The following is a 15,520-nucleotide window of genomic DNA, read 5'->3' on the forward strand; positions in this document are numbered from 1 at the left end:
CTGCGCGTCACCGCTGCGTGAGGCTGGTTCAGCGTCTCCTGTCATAGCGCCGTGGTGAGATGGACCTCTGGACGGAGTGAGGGGAGCGAAGATTGCTGAAGTTGTACCGGGCCGAGCGTTCGGACACCTTGGTCTCGGCGTTGGCCACGCTCCTCCGTACACCGCTGTCGGATCCATTCGCCCGGGAAACTGTTGCCGTGCCGGCCAAGGGCGTCGAGCGTTGGCTCAATCAGCGGCTGTCCTCCCAGCTAGGCACGTCCGGACCGTCAGCAGTGGACGGAATTTCTGCGAACATCGCGTTTCCTTCACCCGCGCGCCTGGTCGCGGAGTCCGTGGCCGCGGTCAGTGGAATCACGGCTGACGACGACCCATGGTCGCCGACGCGATTGGTGTGGACGGTTCTCGATGTGATCGACGAGTCCCTCGGCGAGCCCTGGTGCGGAGTCCTGGCGAAACATCTCGAAGGCCATCGTGAAGGTCGACGGTTTGCCTCCGCCACACATGTCACCGAACTCTTCCGCAGTTATGCCGCGCAACGCCCGCAGATGCTGATCGACTGGGCCGCCGGGCGGTTGACCGACGGACACGGATTGGCGCTGTCGGAGGATTTCGAATGGCAGGCACGTCTGTGGTGCATCGTCGCGGACAAGATCGACGTTCCGGGGCCCGCAGAGCGACTGGGGCAAGTGAGCCGCGCACTGGTCGAGGACCCGGCCTTGGTCGACCTACCGGAACGTCTGTCGGTCTTCGGGCCGACCCGGCTGCCGGTCGATCAGCGAATGATCTTGAGCGCACTCAGTGCGAATCGGGACGTGCACATCTGGCTCCCGCATCCCAGCCCCGCGCTGTGGACCAAGATGAGCTCGCGCATACCGCCTCGAAGTGAGAGCACGATCCGACGTTCGGAAGACGGGTCAGCGCTGATATCCGCCAATCCGTTGCTGTCGAGTCTTGCTCGCGACGTTCGTGAACTTCAGATCAGCCTCGGTGCCGCCGAGTTCGAGTCGGTGCATCTTCCCGAACCAGCCGGCCCGAAATCCCTCCTCGCGACGGTCAAAGCCGACGTCATCGCAGATCGTGCTCCCAGCGTTGCAGCGGAACCGGATGGGACAGTTCAGGTCCACGCTTGCCACGGGCCGGCACGGCAGGTCGAGGTGCTCCGCGAATGTCTGCTCCGATTGTTCGAGGACGACCCGACATTGCAGCCACGCGACGTACTCGTGATGTGCCCGGACGTCGAAACGTACGCACCCTTGGTTCGTGCTGCATTCGGGCAAGGCGTCCATGGCCACCCCGGGCATCTTCTTCGAGTAAGGCTGGCAGACCGCGGATTACGTCAGACCAATCCAGTCCTGGCCGTTCTCGGCTCTCTCCTCGAATTGGCCGACGGCCGGGCCACAGCCAGTGAGGTTCTCGACCTGGCCGCGACCGAGCCTGTCCGCACACGTTTTTCGTGGGGCGACGACGAGTTGGAAAGACTGCGGGAATGGACGACGGAAGCGGGTGCTCGCTGGGGAATCGGTAGTCGGCAGCGTGCCACGTTCGGCCTCGATGCATTTCCGCAGAACACCTTCAACACCGCCATGGACCGAATCTTGTTGGGGGTCAGCGCGGACGAATCGGAAAATGCCTGGTTGGATCTCGCGCTACCACTCGATGACGTGGACGGCACAGACATCGACCTGACTGGACGTTTCGCAGAGTTCGTCGATCGCCTGGCCGTCTCGCTTCGCGATCTTGCCGGCCCACATTCACCGGCCGAATGGCTTCGTGTGCTGATGCGGGCCCTGGATCTGCTGACCGACACAGCGCCCGCAGATTCCTGGCAGAGCGCGGGGGCCCACCGCGAACTGGTAGCTGCTGTGGAATTCGGCGGAGAGACGGTGTTACGTCTGGCCGATGTTCGCGCGATGCTCTCGCGCAGCCTCGCGGGCAGACCGACGCGTGCCAACTTCCGAACCGGCGAACTGACGGTGTGCACGATGGTTCCGATGCGTTCGGTACCGCATCGCGTGGTCGTGCTGATCGGACTCGACGACGAGGTGTTCCCTCGAACCGGTGGAGTCGACGGCGACGACATCTTGTCACGTGATCCCGTTGTGGGGGAGCGCGATCTGCGCAGTGAAGACCGGCAACTGCTTCTCGATGCCGTGATGTCTGCGGGCGAACATCTGATTCTGTTGTATACCGGTGCCGATCCGGTCACCGGTGTCGTCAGACCACCGGCGATCCCCCTCAGTGGCCTTCTCGACGTACTCAGTGCGACGGTGGGTCCGGACGCTGTGAACGGGGTGCTGACACGGCATCCGTTGCAATCGTTCGACAATCGAAACTTCGCGCCGAACAAGCCGTTCAGCTTCGACACGGCAGCGCTGGCCGGTGCGAGGGCTGCCTCCGGAACACCGGTCGAATTGCCGACAGTCTTGTCGGCCGAGCTACCCGAGGTGCATCCGAAGGAAGTGAACCTCGCAGACTTGGTGAACTTCCTGGTACATCCCGCGCGTGGTTTTCTGCGCCAACGCCTCGGCGTCCGGGTACCGGAACTCGACGACGACATCGCGGATTCGCTGGCAACCGAGCTCGATCCACTGTCCACCTGGGCTCTGGGTGACCGAATGCTTCTCTCGCGCTTGGCTGGACGCAGCTCGGCGGATTTCCGTGCGGCCGAGTGGCGCCGCGGCACTCTGCCGCCCTACAACCTGGGCGCCACGGTTCTGGGCAACGTCGAGTGGGTGGTAGACCAACTTGCCGGTCTTGCATTGCCACACCTCGAGGGCGACTCCGAGGCTGTCGACGTCGACATCGACCTCGGTGACGGGCGTCGTCTCACCGGAACGGTAACCGGTGTGCACGGCAATTCAGTGGTGGGAGCGTCGTATTCCTCACTGGCGCCTAAACATCGGATGACGGCCTGGATAAACCTGCTCGCCTTGAAAGCGCACGGACGACCCGGTGCGCTCGATGCAGTCTCGATCGGACGGGGTCGGGGAAAGATCGCAGCGGCACGGTCGGTGCTCGATGCGCCAGGCAATGCGGTCGAGATCCTGCAGCAACTGGTGGACCTACGCGAGCGGGGGCTGCAGCGTCCGTTGCCGATGTGGGCCGCTACTTCAGCCGAATATGCGCGCCGACGCTTTGGTGGCGAGTCGGTCGACGATGCGACAAACGGTGCGGACACCCAGTGGACCGGGCAGTACGGCGAGATGATCGATCCAAGCAACGCTTACGTTTTCGGAGAAGCTCGAACACTGGCGGAGTTGGCTGCGGATCCGCCGTCGGACGACGAATTCGTCTGGGCCGAGGAACCGACTCGATTCGGAGTTCTCGCCCGACGACTGTGGGATCCGTTGCTGACCAACGAAAGAGCGGAGTAACCCGTGGACTTCGATCTATTGGGGCCACTGCCTACCGGCACTACGGTGTTGGAAGCGAGCGCCGGAACTGGCAAGACCTACGCGATCGTCGGACTCGCGACCCGTTGTGTTGCCGAAGGTCTCGCCGACATATCGCAAGTTCTGCTGGTGACATTCAGTAGGGCCGCCACTCAGGAACTTCGTGAGCGTGCCAGGGAGAGGTTCGCGGGAGTGTCCGCCGCTCTGGTCGACCCGGAGGCGGCGAGGCGGTCGGATGATGATCTGGTGGCGTACCTCGCCACAGCTGACGACGAGGAGATCGGCGTGCGGCGTCGTCGACTCCTGCGCGCTCTCGCGGAGTTCGACGCCGGCACCATCACGACCACCCACAGTTTCTGTCAGAGGATGCTCGACGGACTCGGCATCGCCGGGGAACGCGAACCGGACACAACTTTTGTGGAGTCGGTCGACGACCTGATCAGTGAGGTCGTCTCGGATTTGTACCTCAGCCGCTACAGCCGGACGGACTCGTCTCCACCGTTCTCCACGAAGGACGCGCTGGCCATCGCCCGAAGCGCCGTCGGCGATGGTCAGGCAATTCTCGAACCCGACGGCGAGGAGGAGACCGCACCCGGTCAGCGCGTCCACTTCGCGGCTGCTGCTCGTGTCGAGGTCGAACGACGTAAGCGGACCAAAGGAATTCGCGACTTCAACGATCTGCTGACGCTGTTGCACGGTGTATTGACGGATCCGGAATACGGTCCCGTCGCGTGTCGTCGGGTGCGCGAAAAGTTCAAGGTTGTGTTGATCGACGAGTTCCAGGACACCGATCCGTTGCAGTGGGACATTCTGCGGTTGGCCTTCCACGGTCACACCACCCTGGTCCTGGTCGGTGATCCCAAACAAGCCATCTATGCGTTCCGCGGGGCAGAAGTCCTGAGTTATCTCGATGCGGTCGATCAGGCGGATGCGCACCAGGAGTTGACCACCAATTGGCGTAGCGACCCAGGGTTGTTGGCGGCACTCGAACACCTCTACGGTGGTGCCGCACTCGGCAACGAAGGCATCGTCGCGCATCCGGTGGAGGCTTCGCACAAGAAGTCTCGGTTGTTCGGCCCGGTGCCGATGCGTGTACGCCATCTGCCCCGTACCGGAGCCGGACCGCTCAATCGTTCGGGATTTCCGGCCGTAGGCAGACTTCGCAGTCGCGTCGCGGACGACGTCGCAGCAGACGTGGTCGCGCTCCTGGGCGGCGATGCCCGCTTGGCAGTCGACGGTGATCCACGCCCGGTCGAACCAGGAGACGTCGCGGTGTTGGTGCGCACCCACAAGCACGTGGCGATGATCCGCGATGCTCTCGATGCCGTCGGTGTACCTTCCGTATTGACCGGAGGGTCCAGTGTTTTCGCGACACCCAGTGCGACCCAGTGGCTGTGGCTGTTGCAGGCGATCGAGCAGCCCCATCGCTCCGATCGTGTCCGGTTGACGGCCCTCTCGCCGATTTTCGGGCGCACCTCCGAAGAACTGGACAAGGACGGCGACAACATCGTCGCGGAACTCGCTGGTCGACTGCGCTCCTACTCCGGGTTGTTTGCACGCGTCGGTTTTGCGGCTGTGTTCGAAAGAATCTCTGCCGAAACAAATCTGGAGAAGCGTGTACTCGCGGCCCCGTCCGGCGAACGAGATTTCACCGATCTGCGGCACGTCGCACAACTCCTCGGTCGCGTCGTGACCGAGGAAGCGTTCGGGTTGAGCGCACTGGTTCGCTGGCTTTCCGATCGGATCAAGGACCCGACGTCCGGGAGTGCGACCGACAGAAGCCGTCGCCTCGACAGTGACGCTGCCGCAGTGCAAATCGCTACGGTGCATGCCACCAAAGGGCTCGAGTTCCCGATCGTCTACGTCCCGTTCAGTTGGGAGAGCGTTGGCGGCTTCAACTCGCCGACGCAGCTGTTGCACGACCCGGAGGGACGCCGCATCCTCGACGTCGGCGGGCAGGAAGGCCCGGGGTACAACGCCAGAAAGACTGTTGCGGAGGCCGAAGAAGCGGGCGAAGAACTGCGGCTGCTGTACGTGGCGCTGACCCGGGCGCAGTGCCAACTCGTGCTCTGGTGGGCACCCAGCTACGGGACCTCCCGCTCGCCGCTGCACCGGTTGATGCTCGGACGTACACCCGGCATCGCCGAACCTGCTCGGGTAGTGAAGGTGCTCGACGACGGTACAACCGCAGCACGGCTCGCAACTTGGCCGGCAGCAGCTTCCGACGTGATCTCGGTGGAACCTGTTGGTCCCCATCCGCCCTCGCCCGTCCAATGGTCCAGAGCGGCTGCGGACGTGACCGAACTGGCCGCGGCGCGTTTCGATCGAGACCTGGACACTCTGTGGCGTCGTACGTCGTACTCGGCACTCACCGCCGGAGCGCACCACGCGGTCACGACCACGGGCAGCGAGGTCGAGGATCCCGAAAAAGACGACGAGCCAGAGGATTCCGTAGACCTCGGGAGCATTACCCCCTCGCCCCTGGAGGCGTTCCCTTCACCCATGAACGGACTTCCCGCGGGCGCCGCATTCGGCACGCTGGTGCATGAGGTGCTCGAGGTGGTGGACACGGCTGTGGCAGATCTGAGAGAGGAACTCGGGATGCGTTGCGCCGAGGCGGTCTCGGTTCGGGCGGCCGAGGTCGACTCCGAAGCACTCGCGGATGCGCTGTATCTGGTGATGCAGACTCCCTTGGGATTCGGAACCTTGGCCACGATCGCGCCGAAAGATCGTCTTCCCGAACTCGATTTCGAACTCCCACTGGCCGGTGGCGACGATCCGGTGTCGATGAGTGTCACACTCCGCGGAGTGTCGGAACTGTTGAGGCGCCACCTTTCCTCCGACGACATTCTGGCGTCGTACGCCGACTATCTGGACCGTGTCGAGACGTCACCGATGCGCGGATTCCTGACGGGCAGTATCGACGCGGTCTTGCGGATCCCGGGCCCGTCGTTCGTGATCGTCGATTACAAGACCAACCGGATCGGTCGCGGCGATCTGACGGCTGCCAACTACACGCGTGAACTCATGGCGACGGAGATGATGCGCTCGCACTATCCGCTGCAGGCACTGCTGTATTCGGTTGCACTGCATCGGTATCTGCGGTGGCGCCTGCCCGACTACGATCCGCACCGTCATCTCGGGGGCGCGCAGTATCAATTCGTGCGTGGGATGCTCGGCCCGGACAGCCCGCCGGAATGCGGTGTCTTCGAATGGAAACCGCCTGCTCAGCTGACGGTTGAACTATCGGATCTGCTGGCCGGTCTTGATGCGTCCCACACAGTAGGGGAGAAGATTCGATGACCGAGGCGCAATTGGCGCAGCGCGCCATAGGGATCGTGCGAATCTTCAACGAAGCCGGGGTTCTGGTTGCCGCCGATGTTCATGTCGCGACGAGAGTGTGCAGCCTGGGCGGTGAAACGTCGGACGAGGTGATGCTGGCCGGTCTTGATGCGTCCCACACAGTAGGGGAGAAGATTCGATGACCGAGGCGCAATTGGCGCAGCGCGCCATAGGGATCGTGCGAATCTTCAACGAAGCCGGGGTTCTGGTTGCCGCCGATGTTCATGTCGCGACGAGAGTGTGCAGCCTGGGCGGTGAAACGTCGGACGAGGTGATGCTGGCCGCAGCGTTGGCGGTCCGCGCTGTGCGCTCAGGTTCGGTGTGCCTCGATCTGCAACGGATGCGTGATGTGAGCGTCGACAATGCGACGGAGGAGGAACTCACGTCGTTGCCGTGGCCCGAACCGTCGGAGATCGTTGCCGCCCTTCGGCTGAGCCCTCTGGTGATCGGCGGAAACGCCGGACCTCTCAGACCGCTCCGGTTGGTCGACACGGACGACGGTGAACTCCTCTACCTCGATCGATATTTTCTGCAGGAGCAGACGATTCGGCGAGTGCTCGACGAGCGGGCGTCCACGTGGCCGCCCGCCGACCTGAAAGCGGTCCGAACGCGGCTGGATTCGCTGTTCGTCGACGAGAACGGGCCGACCATCGCGCCGGATCGTCAACGGATAGCAGCTGCTCTCGCCGCGACACAGTGGACCACCGTCATCGCCGGTGGGCCCGGAACCGGCAAAACCCATACGGTCGCACGTATTCTCGCTCTCCTGTCGGAGGAACTGGGTTCGAATGCTCGTATCGGTCTGGCCGCACCGACGGGTAAAGCCGCAGCACGGCTGCAGGAGTCCGTACGTGAGCAGACCGCGAGCCTTGGCCTTCCCGAAGAACTCGCGGCCATGACCCTGCACCGCCTACTCGGTTGGCAGCGGGGGAGTTCGAGTCGTTTCAAATACAATGCGACCAACAGACTTCCCTACGATGTGGTCGTCGTCGACGAGACGTCGATGGTCTCCCTTACGTTGATGGCGCGCCTGCTCGAAGCCGTTCGCCCCGATGCCCGGCTACTGCTCGTCGGCGATCCCGACCAGTTGACCTCAGTCGACGCGGGCGCTGTTCTTGCTGATCTTGTCGCCCGCCCGGTAAAGGTCAGTGGAAATCCGACGCTGACACAGTTGGTGGGTGACGATCTCACGGCCACTGGTTCCGAAGAGGCATTGAGTGCGGATGAGCAGGATCGTCTGCGGGGCGGGATCATTCAACTCTCACGCGGGCGCCGCTTCGACGGAGCCATCGCGTCGTTGGCCAGGGCAGTTCGAGCGGGAGATTCCGCTGAGGTTCTGCGTATCCTGCGCAGCGGTGATCCCGCCGTCTCCTTCCATTCGCCCGAGGATGTTGACGCATTGCGCGCCGACATCGTTGCGAGTTCAGAGGTGGTGACGGCGTCGGCCGAGGTGGGTGATGCGATCGGCGCGCTGAAAGGCTTGGAATCGCACCGCCTTCTGTGCGCCCACCGTGACGGACCGTACGGTGTCGGGAGGTGGGCGCAGCAGGCGATGGAGTGGGTCGGCACGGCATCAGGGCAATTCCTGGACCCGACGAGGTGGTATCCGGGCCAACCCCTGTTGGTGACGGCCAACGACTACGAGGCGAAAATCTACAACGGGGATGCCGGGGTGATCGTGCAGCGTGAGGATGGCGTGCCTATTGCCGCATTCCAGCGGGGCAGTGATGCGTTTCTGATTCACCCGAGCCAACTCTCGTCGGTGCAGACGGTTTACGCGATGACGATTCACCGGAGCCAGGGCAGCCAGTACGACACCGTATCGGTGATGTTGCCGGCCGAGGCGTCGTCACTGCTGACTCGGGAGTTGTTGTACACGGCGATCACTCGCGCCAGAAACCATGTGAGAGTAATCGGCACCGAGGATTCCGTGAGGGCGGGAGTGCAGCGACAGGTACTCAGGGCAAGTGGGCTGCGTCGTGAGATCCGTCCGTACGACGGGCCGTGAAAGTCGGATGTTGCGGATTCTCTCGGTCATACGTTGTATACGACGAACACCTTGCGTACGGTCTCGGTGACCGTCCACGTACCCTTCCATCCGATTGGGAAGATTGCACTCGTACCGGCAACGAGATGTACGGGATCGCCGTCGTCCTCCTCCACGGTCATGGCGCCGGAGACGATGGTGATGATCTCGCCGCGGGTGAGGAACTCCCACCGCGACTTTCCCGGTTCGCTCTCCCAGACTCCGGATTGAATGCGGCCGTCGTCACTGGTGAACTCGACATCTGCACGAGTGATGATGTCTCCGCCGAGTGGCTCTGCACTGGGTTGGCCGAGCAGTGCTTGCTGGAAGATCCCACTTGCGCTGTTCAACTCTGCGGCACGGAAGGCAATGGTCACAATTCAATCCTGACTTTCGAAACTCATGTGAATCATCGGACTTGTCGATGATGTCGTGTGTCTGCTGAGCCGGGATACATTCACTTGTCGCATCTTTCGGCGTTTCGCTCGTACAGATGTCGAAAGGGTGATCGACCATCATTCAACCGGGGCTCAGGGAACCGTCTCACGCCGAAACATGCCCGAGCCCAGGGAAAACGCCCCCGCGCCGGTGATCTCGAACGGGGGTGATCGGTTGTGTATGAGGGGTTTACGTGGTGGACGCTGTCAACGAGGTGATGAAGCGCTCGGCTGCCGCGTCGACCTCGGCGTCGGGGGTGAGCAACCTCTGTAGCAACAGTCCTCGCAGACATGCGGTTGCGATGATGCTCTGCTGCTTTGCGTCCACCATTGTGAACCCTTCGCGGAGGGCCGCCGCTTCGAGGAGGTGCGCCAAATCGTCGAGGTCGGCGGCGAAATCTTGAAATGCTTTGTGCTCGTAAACCGCAAGTCCGGCCAGGTGAAAAAAGGTGCGGCTTCGATCTTCGTGCTCGGCGTTCGAGTAGAAGGTCCAGATCGCCCTGCACAGGGCCGCGAACCCGAGATCCTTGCCCATCGCGGCGATGACGAGGTTGTCACGGCGGCGAGCTTCCGACAGCACGGCGCTGAGGAGCCCCGGTCGTGATCCGAAGTGATAGGTCAGCAGCGTGTGGTGCACTCCGAGTCGCTCCGCTACTTGGCGCATCGACAGCTTCGGGCTTGGGCCGGTTTCACCGAACTCGTCGAACAGTGCCTGCAACAGTCGCTCTCGACCCTCCCCAACCGGCGATCTCACGCTACCTCCATTGACGGGTTCACCACTGTTGAGTACGGTACCGCATATCGAATTCACCAGTGTTTAGGAGAGTGGTTTCCAATGCTCGGGAGGTCCCTTTGACTGACGTATGGTTTGCCGGCGGCATGGTCGCGGATGGATCGGGCACCGACCCGGTCGAAGTCGACGTGTGCGTGAGTGGCGGCATTGTCACCGCGATCGGACAGGCGCCGTCGGGTTCGACGACAGTTGACTTGGACGGCATGCTTCTGACTCCGGGGCTGATCGATGCTCATGTGCACCTGGGTATTTCGAGTCCGATCCGAAGGCAATTCGGGTTTGAGCTCTCGGCAGCCGAACTGGCTGCGGGCATCTTCGCCACCGCGGGCGATGCCCTCGACGCGGGCTTCACCACGGTGCGAGACGTCGGTGGCATCGACGGCGGAGTCGTCGACGTTATTGCGAGCGGCAAGGTGCGTGGTCCGCGTGTCCTCTCGTGCGGTCCTGTGCAGTGCCAGACCGGTGGACACGGCTACTACGGGGCCGCATGGGAGCCGACCGAGCTGTGGAACATGCACCACATTCCCGGGCTCTGCGCCTTGTCCTTGATGTCGGGTAATGCCGACGAGCTACGACGCAACGTGCGCGAATCGTTCCGCCGAGGCGCAACATTTCTGAAACTGTGCGTCACCGGCGGTGTCGTCGGAGGCCATGACAGCCTCACCGACACACAGTTCACCGTCGAGGAAATCTCCGTGGCAGTGGAAGAAGCAGCGTCGCGGGGCACCTACGTCACGGTGCACGCGCACAACAATGCGGGCATTCGCAACGCAGTGCGAGCCGGTGTCCGGTGCGTGGAACACGGCACCGACATCGACGAAGAGACCGCCCAGCTGATGCGCGAGCATGACGTGGCTCTGGTCCCTACCTTCGCCGTGGTCGAGCAGTTGACGGACACCGAGAGCATGGACCTGGACCCGGCAATACGAGACCGCGCCGCCGGAGTACGTCAACGCATGGCCTCGGCGCTCGCGGTCTCTCGCGCAGCAGGCCTGAGGATCGGCCTGGGCTCGGACCTCATCGGGCCGCACCAGCAGCGCCGAGGCGAGGAGTTGCGCTTGCGGGCCGAGTTGGAGTCGCCGATGCATGCTCTCGTATCGGCCACCAGCGTCAACGCCGACATCCTCGGTATCGGGGAAAGCGTCGGGACGATCCGCGTCGGAATGCAGGCGGACATGGTCGTCTGGCAGCAAGACCCGCTCCACGACGCCAAGGTGTTCGCCGATCCGGACATGGCTGTTCTCGTCGTGAAGGCCGGCCACGTAGTGAAGGGAGAGGTTCGATGAGCGCAATGCTGCACGGATGTTTTGCAGACACGGAGTACTTCGAAATAACGGCGAAGTCGGGGTACAGCTACGGCATCTGGGTGACCACACCCCCCGGCTACGCGGACTCCACGGATCCCTTACCGCTGATATACGTGATGGACGGCAACTGGGCTGTAGGTCTTACCGCCCCGCTCATCGTCACGCAGGCAGACCCGTATCTGACGATCGCCCCGTACATCCAGGTCAGCGTCGGTTATGCCGGTGAAGAAGCTGCCAACTGGGCACGACTACGCAACCGCGATCTCGTGCCGCCCGGGGAACCGGTAGGCGAAGAAATGATGGCTACTCTTGCCGCTGCTCGCGACTCGGGTGCAATGACCCAGGAGTATGTGGACGCCTACCTCGAGGAGCTGGCAGACACCCACGCGGACGTCTTCCTCGACTTCCTGACCAACGAACTCCACCCTCGCCTGTACTCGTCGGAGCTACGTGTCAGCGAGTCCGGGCACGGACTCTTCGGGTACTCGTACGGAGGCCTTTTCGCCCTCTACGCATGGCTGCGCGACGCGCCCCCATTCGCGACCTTCGGTGCGGGTAGTCCCGGAGTTGTGAACGCCGACAGCCAGATCCACACACTGGTCGAGGCACTGCCCGAGCGTGGCGTGGGCTCAGTTGTTCCGCAGCTGCACGTCACGCTGAACGAAGCCGAACTGACTGGACCCATTCCGATCTATCGCGGACTGTCACGCAACGTTCTCGCCGTCGTGGAGCAGTTGCATGGCAAGGGACGGTCGCAGGATGTTTCGACCGCGTTGTTGCACGAGACGCACGTAACCGGGCTGCAGGCATCGTTCCTGAGCTACTTGAAGAGCTGCCATGCACGTTAGCTCTCCGTCCCGGAGGCGATGTGCCGCTGACACGTTCTAGGGCGATTTTCCGTAGACGCCGTTGAAGGAGAAGTCGGCTGTGGGTGTCCACCACGTGGTGGACACCCACAGCCGTGTCTATTCAGTTGTCGCGGCTATCGATTCTCCAAGCCGGACAAGACTTCTAACCCATGACCGTCCCGGTCGACTCGGCATTGGGTGCCCGAAGGCGGGAGAATGCGCCGAGGTCGATTTCGAGCCCGGTGTGCATCCCGACATAGGTCAGGGGATCAGCGTCGTGATCGTGTCCAGCTTCCACCTGGTCGATGATCCTGGACATGAGGCGCCCAGCGATGGGCGCATTTTTGAATTGGTTCCCGCTGGTGCCCATGGCGACGTAGAAACCTTGCCTGTCTGTCTTGTCATAGATCGGGGTCCAGTCGGATGCTGCGTCGTACACGCCGGCAATACCTTTCGGTTGTGACGGGACCTCCAGGGTGGGGAAACGCCTGGCGGCGCGGAAAACCTGCGCTTCGAACCGGGCAACAGTGCGATTCGGGTTGGCGGTATCAGGGTCGTCGATCCACTCGAGCGGATCGCAATCCGGTTCGGTTCCGCCGACAAGGAAACCGTTTCCAGGTTCGGCTCGCATGTAGGTTCCGAGATCCAAATCGGCGATCATCGGGCCGAGGATCTCGTCGTCGTTGTAGCCAGTGGGTGCGGTGACGTGATGAACTTCCTGGCGCAAGGGCCGAACCGAAACCTTGAAGTCGGCCCCGACGTTCGACAGCTTGTTGAACGCTCCTGACCAGGGGCCGGCGGCATTGACGACAATCTTGGATTTCACACTTTCCCCGTCGTCGAGCCCTAGCTGCCAGATGCCGTCAGGCAACTGCTCGACTGCCACTACACGCGTGTTGTATGCGAAAACCGCACCGTGCGAACGTGCTGCCGCAGCAAGATTCGCGGCAGCCAGTTGCGGGTCGTCGACGAACCCCGCCTGAGGTGTGTACAGCGCGCCGAGCGTGGTTTCGGCATCTGCGAAGAAGGACTCCGAGTCGACTGGCTTCGGAGGATAGTATTTGCCGGCGTCGATACCGGGAATCTTCTCGACGAGTGTCGTTGCGTCCCAAAGCTGGTAATCGATTCCTATCTTCTCGAATAATCCGATCGTGCGCGCGTGGGGCGCGACGTCGACATCGAGCAGTGCCATCCCGCATTGCCGAAACTTCGCAAGCGCGCCGTCGACTGTCGCGTTGAGATGCTCGCTCCAGTTTTGCCAGCAATGCAGCGACTCCCAAGCCGCAGCCATACCGTCGAATGTGGAGTAGTTGAACCGGATAACCGCACTGGATGCACTGGTCGAGCCGTAGCCCGGACCACCAGACTTGTCGATGACCAGGACTTCGTAGCCTCGAGCGGCCAGTTCGTAGGCGATGGAGCTGCCGATCACTCCAGCTCCGACCACAACTGCATCGGTCTTGTCGGTAGGCACTTTCGGCCTCTCTTTCTACTGATGGCTTCGCCGGATCGAAAGCACAGCTGTTCGATCCGGCAAGCTTGGGTTCTGGTAATTCCGACGCCGTCGACTTCCTCTGGAGAGCTTCATCCCGACTTCTCGGATTCGGCTCTGCCTTAATGAATTTGGCACCTGAAAGTCCAGAGGTGTTCGTCGCCCTCAACTCTCTCGTGGCGGCCATCGGAACGCTATCGACAGCTGCGCAAAAAATCACAGCCGTGGCGCGTCCGTTGTCAGAAATGTTTCGTCGGGCTGCCCTGCGTGGCAGACCAGTTTTTCGTTTCCGGAATCCCTCGCCACAGAATGGGAAGCGCGATCAAAGCGATGGCGGTCGCATAGAAGGCAGGCGACAGATCGCTTCCAGTGGCGTTGACCAGTGCTGCGCACACCAGAGGAGCGGTCCCTGCAAAAAGTGCATATGCGATGTTGTAGGGGATTGCCGTGCCGGTGAATCGCGCATGCGTCGGCATCATTTCGAGAATTACGAGCAAAGCGGACGCGAGTAAGGAAAGCGCGAGGACCAGAGAAGCCAGTGCAACGGCAATCGCGAAAATGTTTCCGGTACCGATGAGCATGTAGCTGGGCACCGAGACGAAAACTGACATCACCATGCCGATTCTGACGAGTGGCCTCCGGCCGATTCGGTCGACTGTGGCGCCGAAGAAGATGAACAGCGGTACTGCGAGAACCAAAGCGCCGGTTGTCATCAGCAGTGCAACCGTGCTCGGAACATCGGCTGAGAGAACCAGAAATGTCGGCATGTAGCCGAGCAGCATATGAGTAACGACACCGAGCGAGGCGAAGTACACGAAGGACGTGAGCAGAGTCCGCCAGTGATTGCGGAACAGATCTGCGAGTGGGCGGTTTGGAAGGGAATCGTTTTCTTGCATTTCCTTGAACGCCGGAGTCTCCTCGACGGCAAGCCTCATGAACAGGCCCACCATGGCGACAACGCCTCCGATGATGAACGGCCAACGCCATCCTCCGTCGGCGAAGTGCTCAGCGCCGACCGAGCTGAATGACAAGACTGTGACCGTGGCCAAGATGCTGCCGACAAATGACGAAGAGCTGATTATCCCTGCGTACAAGCCTCGGCGGTGGGACGGCGCATGCTCGACGACGAAGGTGGCAGCTCCGGTGTATTCGCCCCCGGCCGAGAATCCTTGAACCAATCGGCACAGCAGCAGCAACAGCGGTGCGGCAACACCGATCGAAGCGTACGTCGGTAGGAGACCGATTGCCGCCGTCGAGCAGCCCATGAGCGTAATTGCCAGGGACAGTGACCTCCGTCGGCCGAGGCGGTCACCCAGACTTCCGAAGAATATGCCGCCGGCAGGTCTGGCCAAGAATGCGACTCCGTAAAGAGCGAAGGTGGCAAGCAGTGCGCCACTGCCGAACTCCGGAGGGAAGAACACTGTCGCGAGAACTGCGGCAGTGAAACCGTAGATCGTGAAATCGAACCATTCGACGATGTTGCCTGTCGCGCCGGCAATCAGGGCCCTACGGCGTGCCGATCGACGTCCGGGTGACGTCTCGGTTTGATGCTCTACAGGAGCATTTGCTGTGCCGGTCATGATGATTCCTCTCGGGATATGCTGAATGGCAACGGCTTTGCGATATCACGGTCACCGATGTCATTCGAGGTATTCGACATTGAAAGAGGTCGGTGGGATTCGATGTTGAACTGGCGACCGAAGGTCGTTTGTCGATTTCGGGTCGGAGGCGACTTCGTCTGAGGGAAATCGTGCCGGCCGGCCTCGCTCCCCATTACGCAAATCCCACGGCTGCAACAGATCTCGTCGCTGCCACTTCTGCCGGTTTGCGGACCGAGTGAAGACGTCACGGGTCTCGGGTGCTTGGCATGAAGCGAGCCTATG

At 62.1% G+C, this 15,520-nt stretch carries 10 protein-coding genes; 6 read left to right on the top strand and 4 right to left on the bottom strand.

Annotated elements, in window-relative coordinates; genetic code table 11:
• The first annotated feature begins 92 nt into the window (after positions 1 to 92).
• The 4 genes from recC to recD are packed head-to-tail and all read left to right on the top strand — an operon-like array spanning position 93 to position 8,742.
• Positions 93 to 3,374 carry an exodeoxyribonuclease V subunit gamma gene (gene recC / locus G9U53_RS09260; RefSeq protein ID WP_083056059.1) on the top strand — a complete coding sequence of 1,094 codons (3,282 nt, stop codon included), beginning with the start codon at positions 93 to 95 and terminating at the stop codon, positions 3,372 to 3,374.
• A 3-nt stretch (positions 3,375 to 3,377) separates the two neighbouring features.
• On the top strand, positions 3,378 to 6,695 hold the full coding sequence (locus G9U53_RS09265; protein WP_165638608.1) for a UvrD-helicase domain-containing protein: 3,318 nt from the start codon (positions 3,378 to 3,380) through the stop codon (positions 6,693 to 6,695).
• The gene (locus G9U53_RS09270) at positions 6,692 to 6,877 is read left to right on the top strand and encodes a hypothetical protein (protein WP_165638609.1); all 186 of its coding nucleotides are present in this window, start codon (positions 6,692 to 6,694) and stop codon (positions 6,875 to 6,877) included. Before G9U53_RS09265 ends, G9U53_RS09270 begins: the two co-directional genes overlap by 4 nt.
• The gene (gene recD / locus G9U53_RS09275) at positions 6,874 to 8,742 is read left to right on the top strand and encodes an exodeoxyribonuclease V subunit alpha (protein WP_165638610.1); all 1,869 of its coding nucleotides are present in this window, start codon (positions 6,874 to 6,876) and stop codon (positions 8,740 to 8,742) included. The genes G9U53_RS09270 and recD overlap by 4 nt, the downstream gene beginning before the upstream one ends.
• A gap of 26 nt (positions 8,743 to 8,768) precedes the next feature.
• On the opposite strand, the gene G9U53_RS09280 is transcribed toward recD, so the two are convergent.
• Positions 8,769 to 9,137, bottom strand: coding sequence for a cupin domain-containing protein (locus tag G9U53_RS09280; RefSeq protein ID WP_058039220.1), 369 nt, complete (start codon positions 9,135 to 9,137; stop codon positions 8,769 to 8,771).
• A gap of 250 nt (positions 9,138 to 9,387) precedes the next feature.
• Positions 9,388 to 9,951, bottom strand: coding sequence for a TetR/AcrR family transcriptional regulator (locus tag G9U53_RS09285; protein WP_007734140.1), 564 nt, complete (start codon positions 9,949 to 9,951; stop codon positions 9,388 to 9,390).
• Between the two features lie 98 nt (positions 9,952 to 10,049).
• Here G9U53_RS09285 and G9U53_RS09290 point away from each other — a divergent pair, with 98 nt between their 5' ends.
• Together G9U53_RS09290 and G9U53_RS09295 are read left to right on the top strand one after the other, a co-directional pair.
• Positions 10,050 to 11,276, top strand: coding sequence for an amidohydrolase family protein (locus tag G9U53_RS09290; RefSeq protein WP_242692483.1), 1,227 nt, complete (start codon positions 10,050 to 10,052; stop codon positions 11,274 to 11,276).
• Entirely contained in the window at positions 11,273 to 12,145 is an 873-nt protein-coding gene (locus G9U53_RS09295) for an alpha/beta hydrolase-fold protein (protein ID WP_064443112.1), read from the top strand. The genes G9U53_RS09290 and G9U53_RS09295 overlap by 4 nt, the downstream gene beginning before the upstream one ends.
• Positions 12,146 to 12,308: 163 nt before the next feature.
• On the opposite strand, the gene G9U53_RS09300 is transcribed toward G9U53_RS09295, so the two are convergent.
• Positions 12,309 to 13,619 (bottom strand): FAD-dependent oxidoreductase, encoded by a 1,311-nt coding sequence (locus G9U53_RS09300; RefSeq protein ID WP_042449434.1) that lies wholly within the window; start codon positions 13,617 to 13,619, stop codon positions 12,309 to 12,311.
• Positions 13,620 to 13,876: 257 nt separating this feature from the next.
• The gene (locus G9U53_RS09305) at positions 13,877 to 15,217 is read right to left on the bottom strand and encodes an MFS transporter (protein WP_083056066.1); all 1,341 of its coding nucleotides are present in this window, start codon (positions 15,215 to 15,217) and stop codon (positions 13,877 to 13,879) included.
• Positions 15,218 to 15,520 lie beyond the last annotated feature (303 nt).

Origin of the sequence: Rhodococcus sp. D-46 (assembly GCF_011290655.1) — a bacterium.
In the GTDB taxonomy this organism is placed as follows: Bacteria; Actinomycetota; Actinomycetes; order Mycobacteriales; family Mycobacteriaceae; genus Rhodococcus_F; species Rhodococcus_F qingshengii.

Coding starts and splice junctions, on each gene's coding strand:
- G9U53_RS09270 (WP_165638609.1), top strand. CDS start 6,692: ATGACCGAGGCGCAATTGGCGCAGCGCGCCATAGGGATCGTGCGAATC.
- recD (WP_165638610.1), top strand. CDS start 6,874: ATGACCGAGGCGCAATTGGCGCAGCGCGCCATAGGGATCGTGCGAATC.
- G9U53_RS09295 (WP_064443112.1), top strand. CDS start 11,273: ATGAGCGCAATGCTGCACGGATGTTTTGCAGACACGGAGTACTTCGAA.
- G9U53_RS09305 (WP_083056066.1), bottom strand. CDS start 15,217: ATGACCGGCACAGCAAATGCTCCTGTAGAGCATCAAACCGAGACGTCA.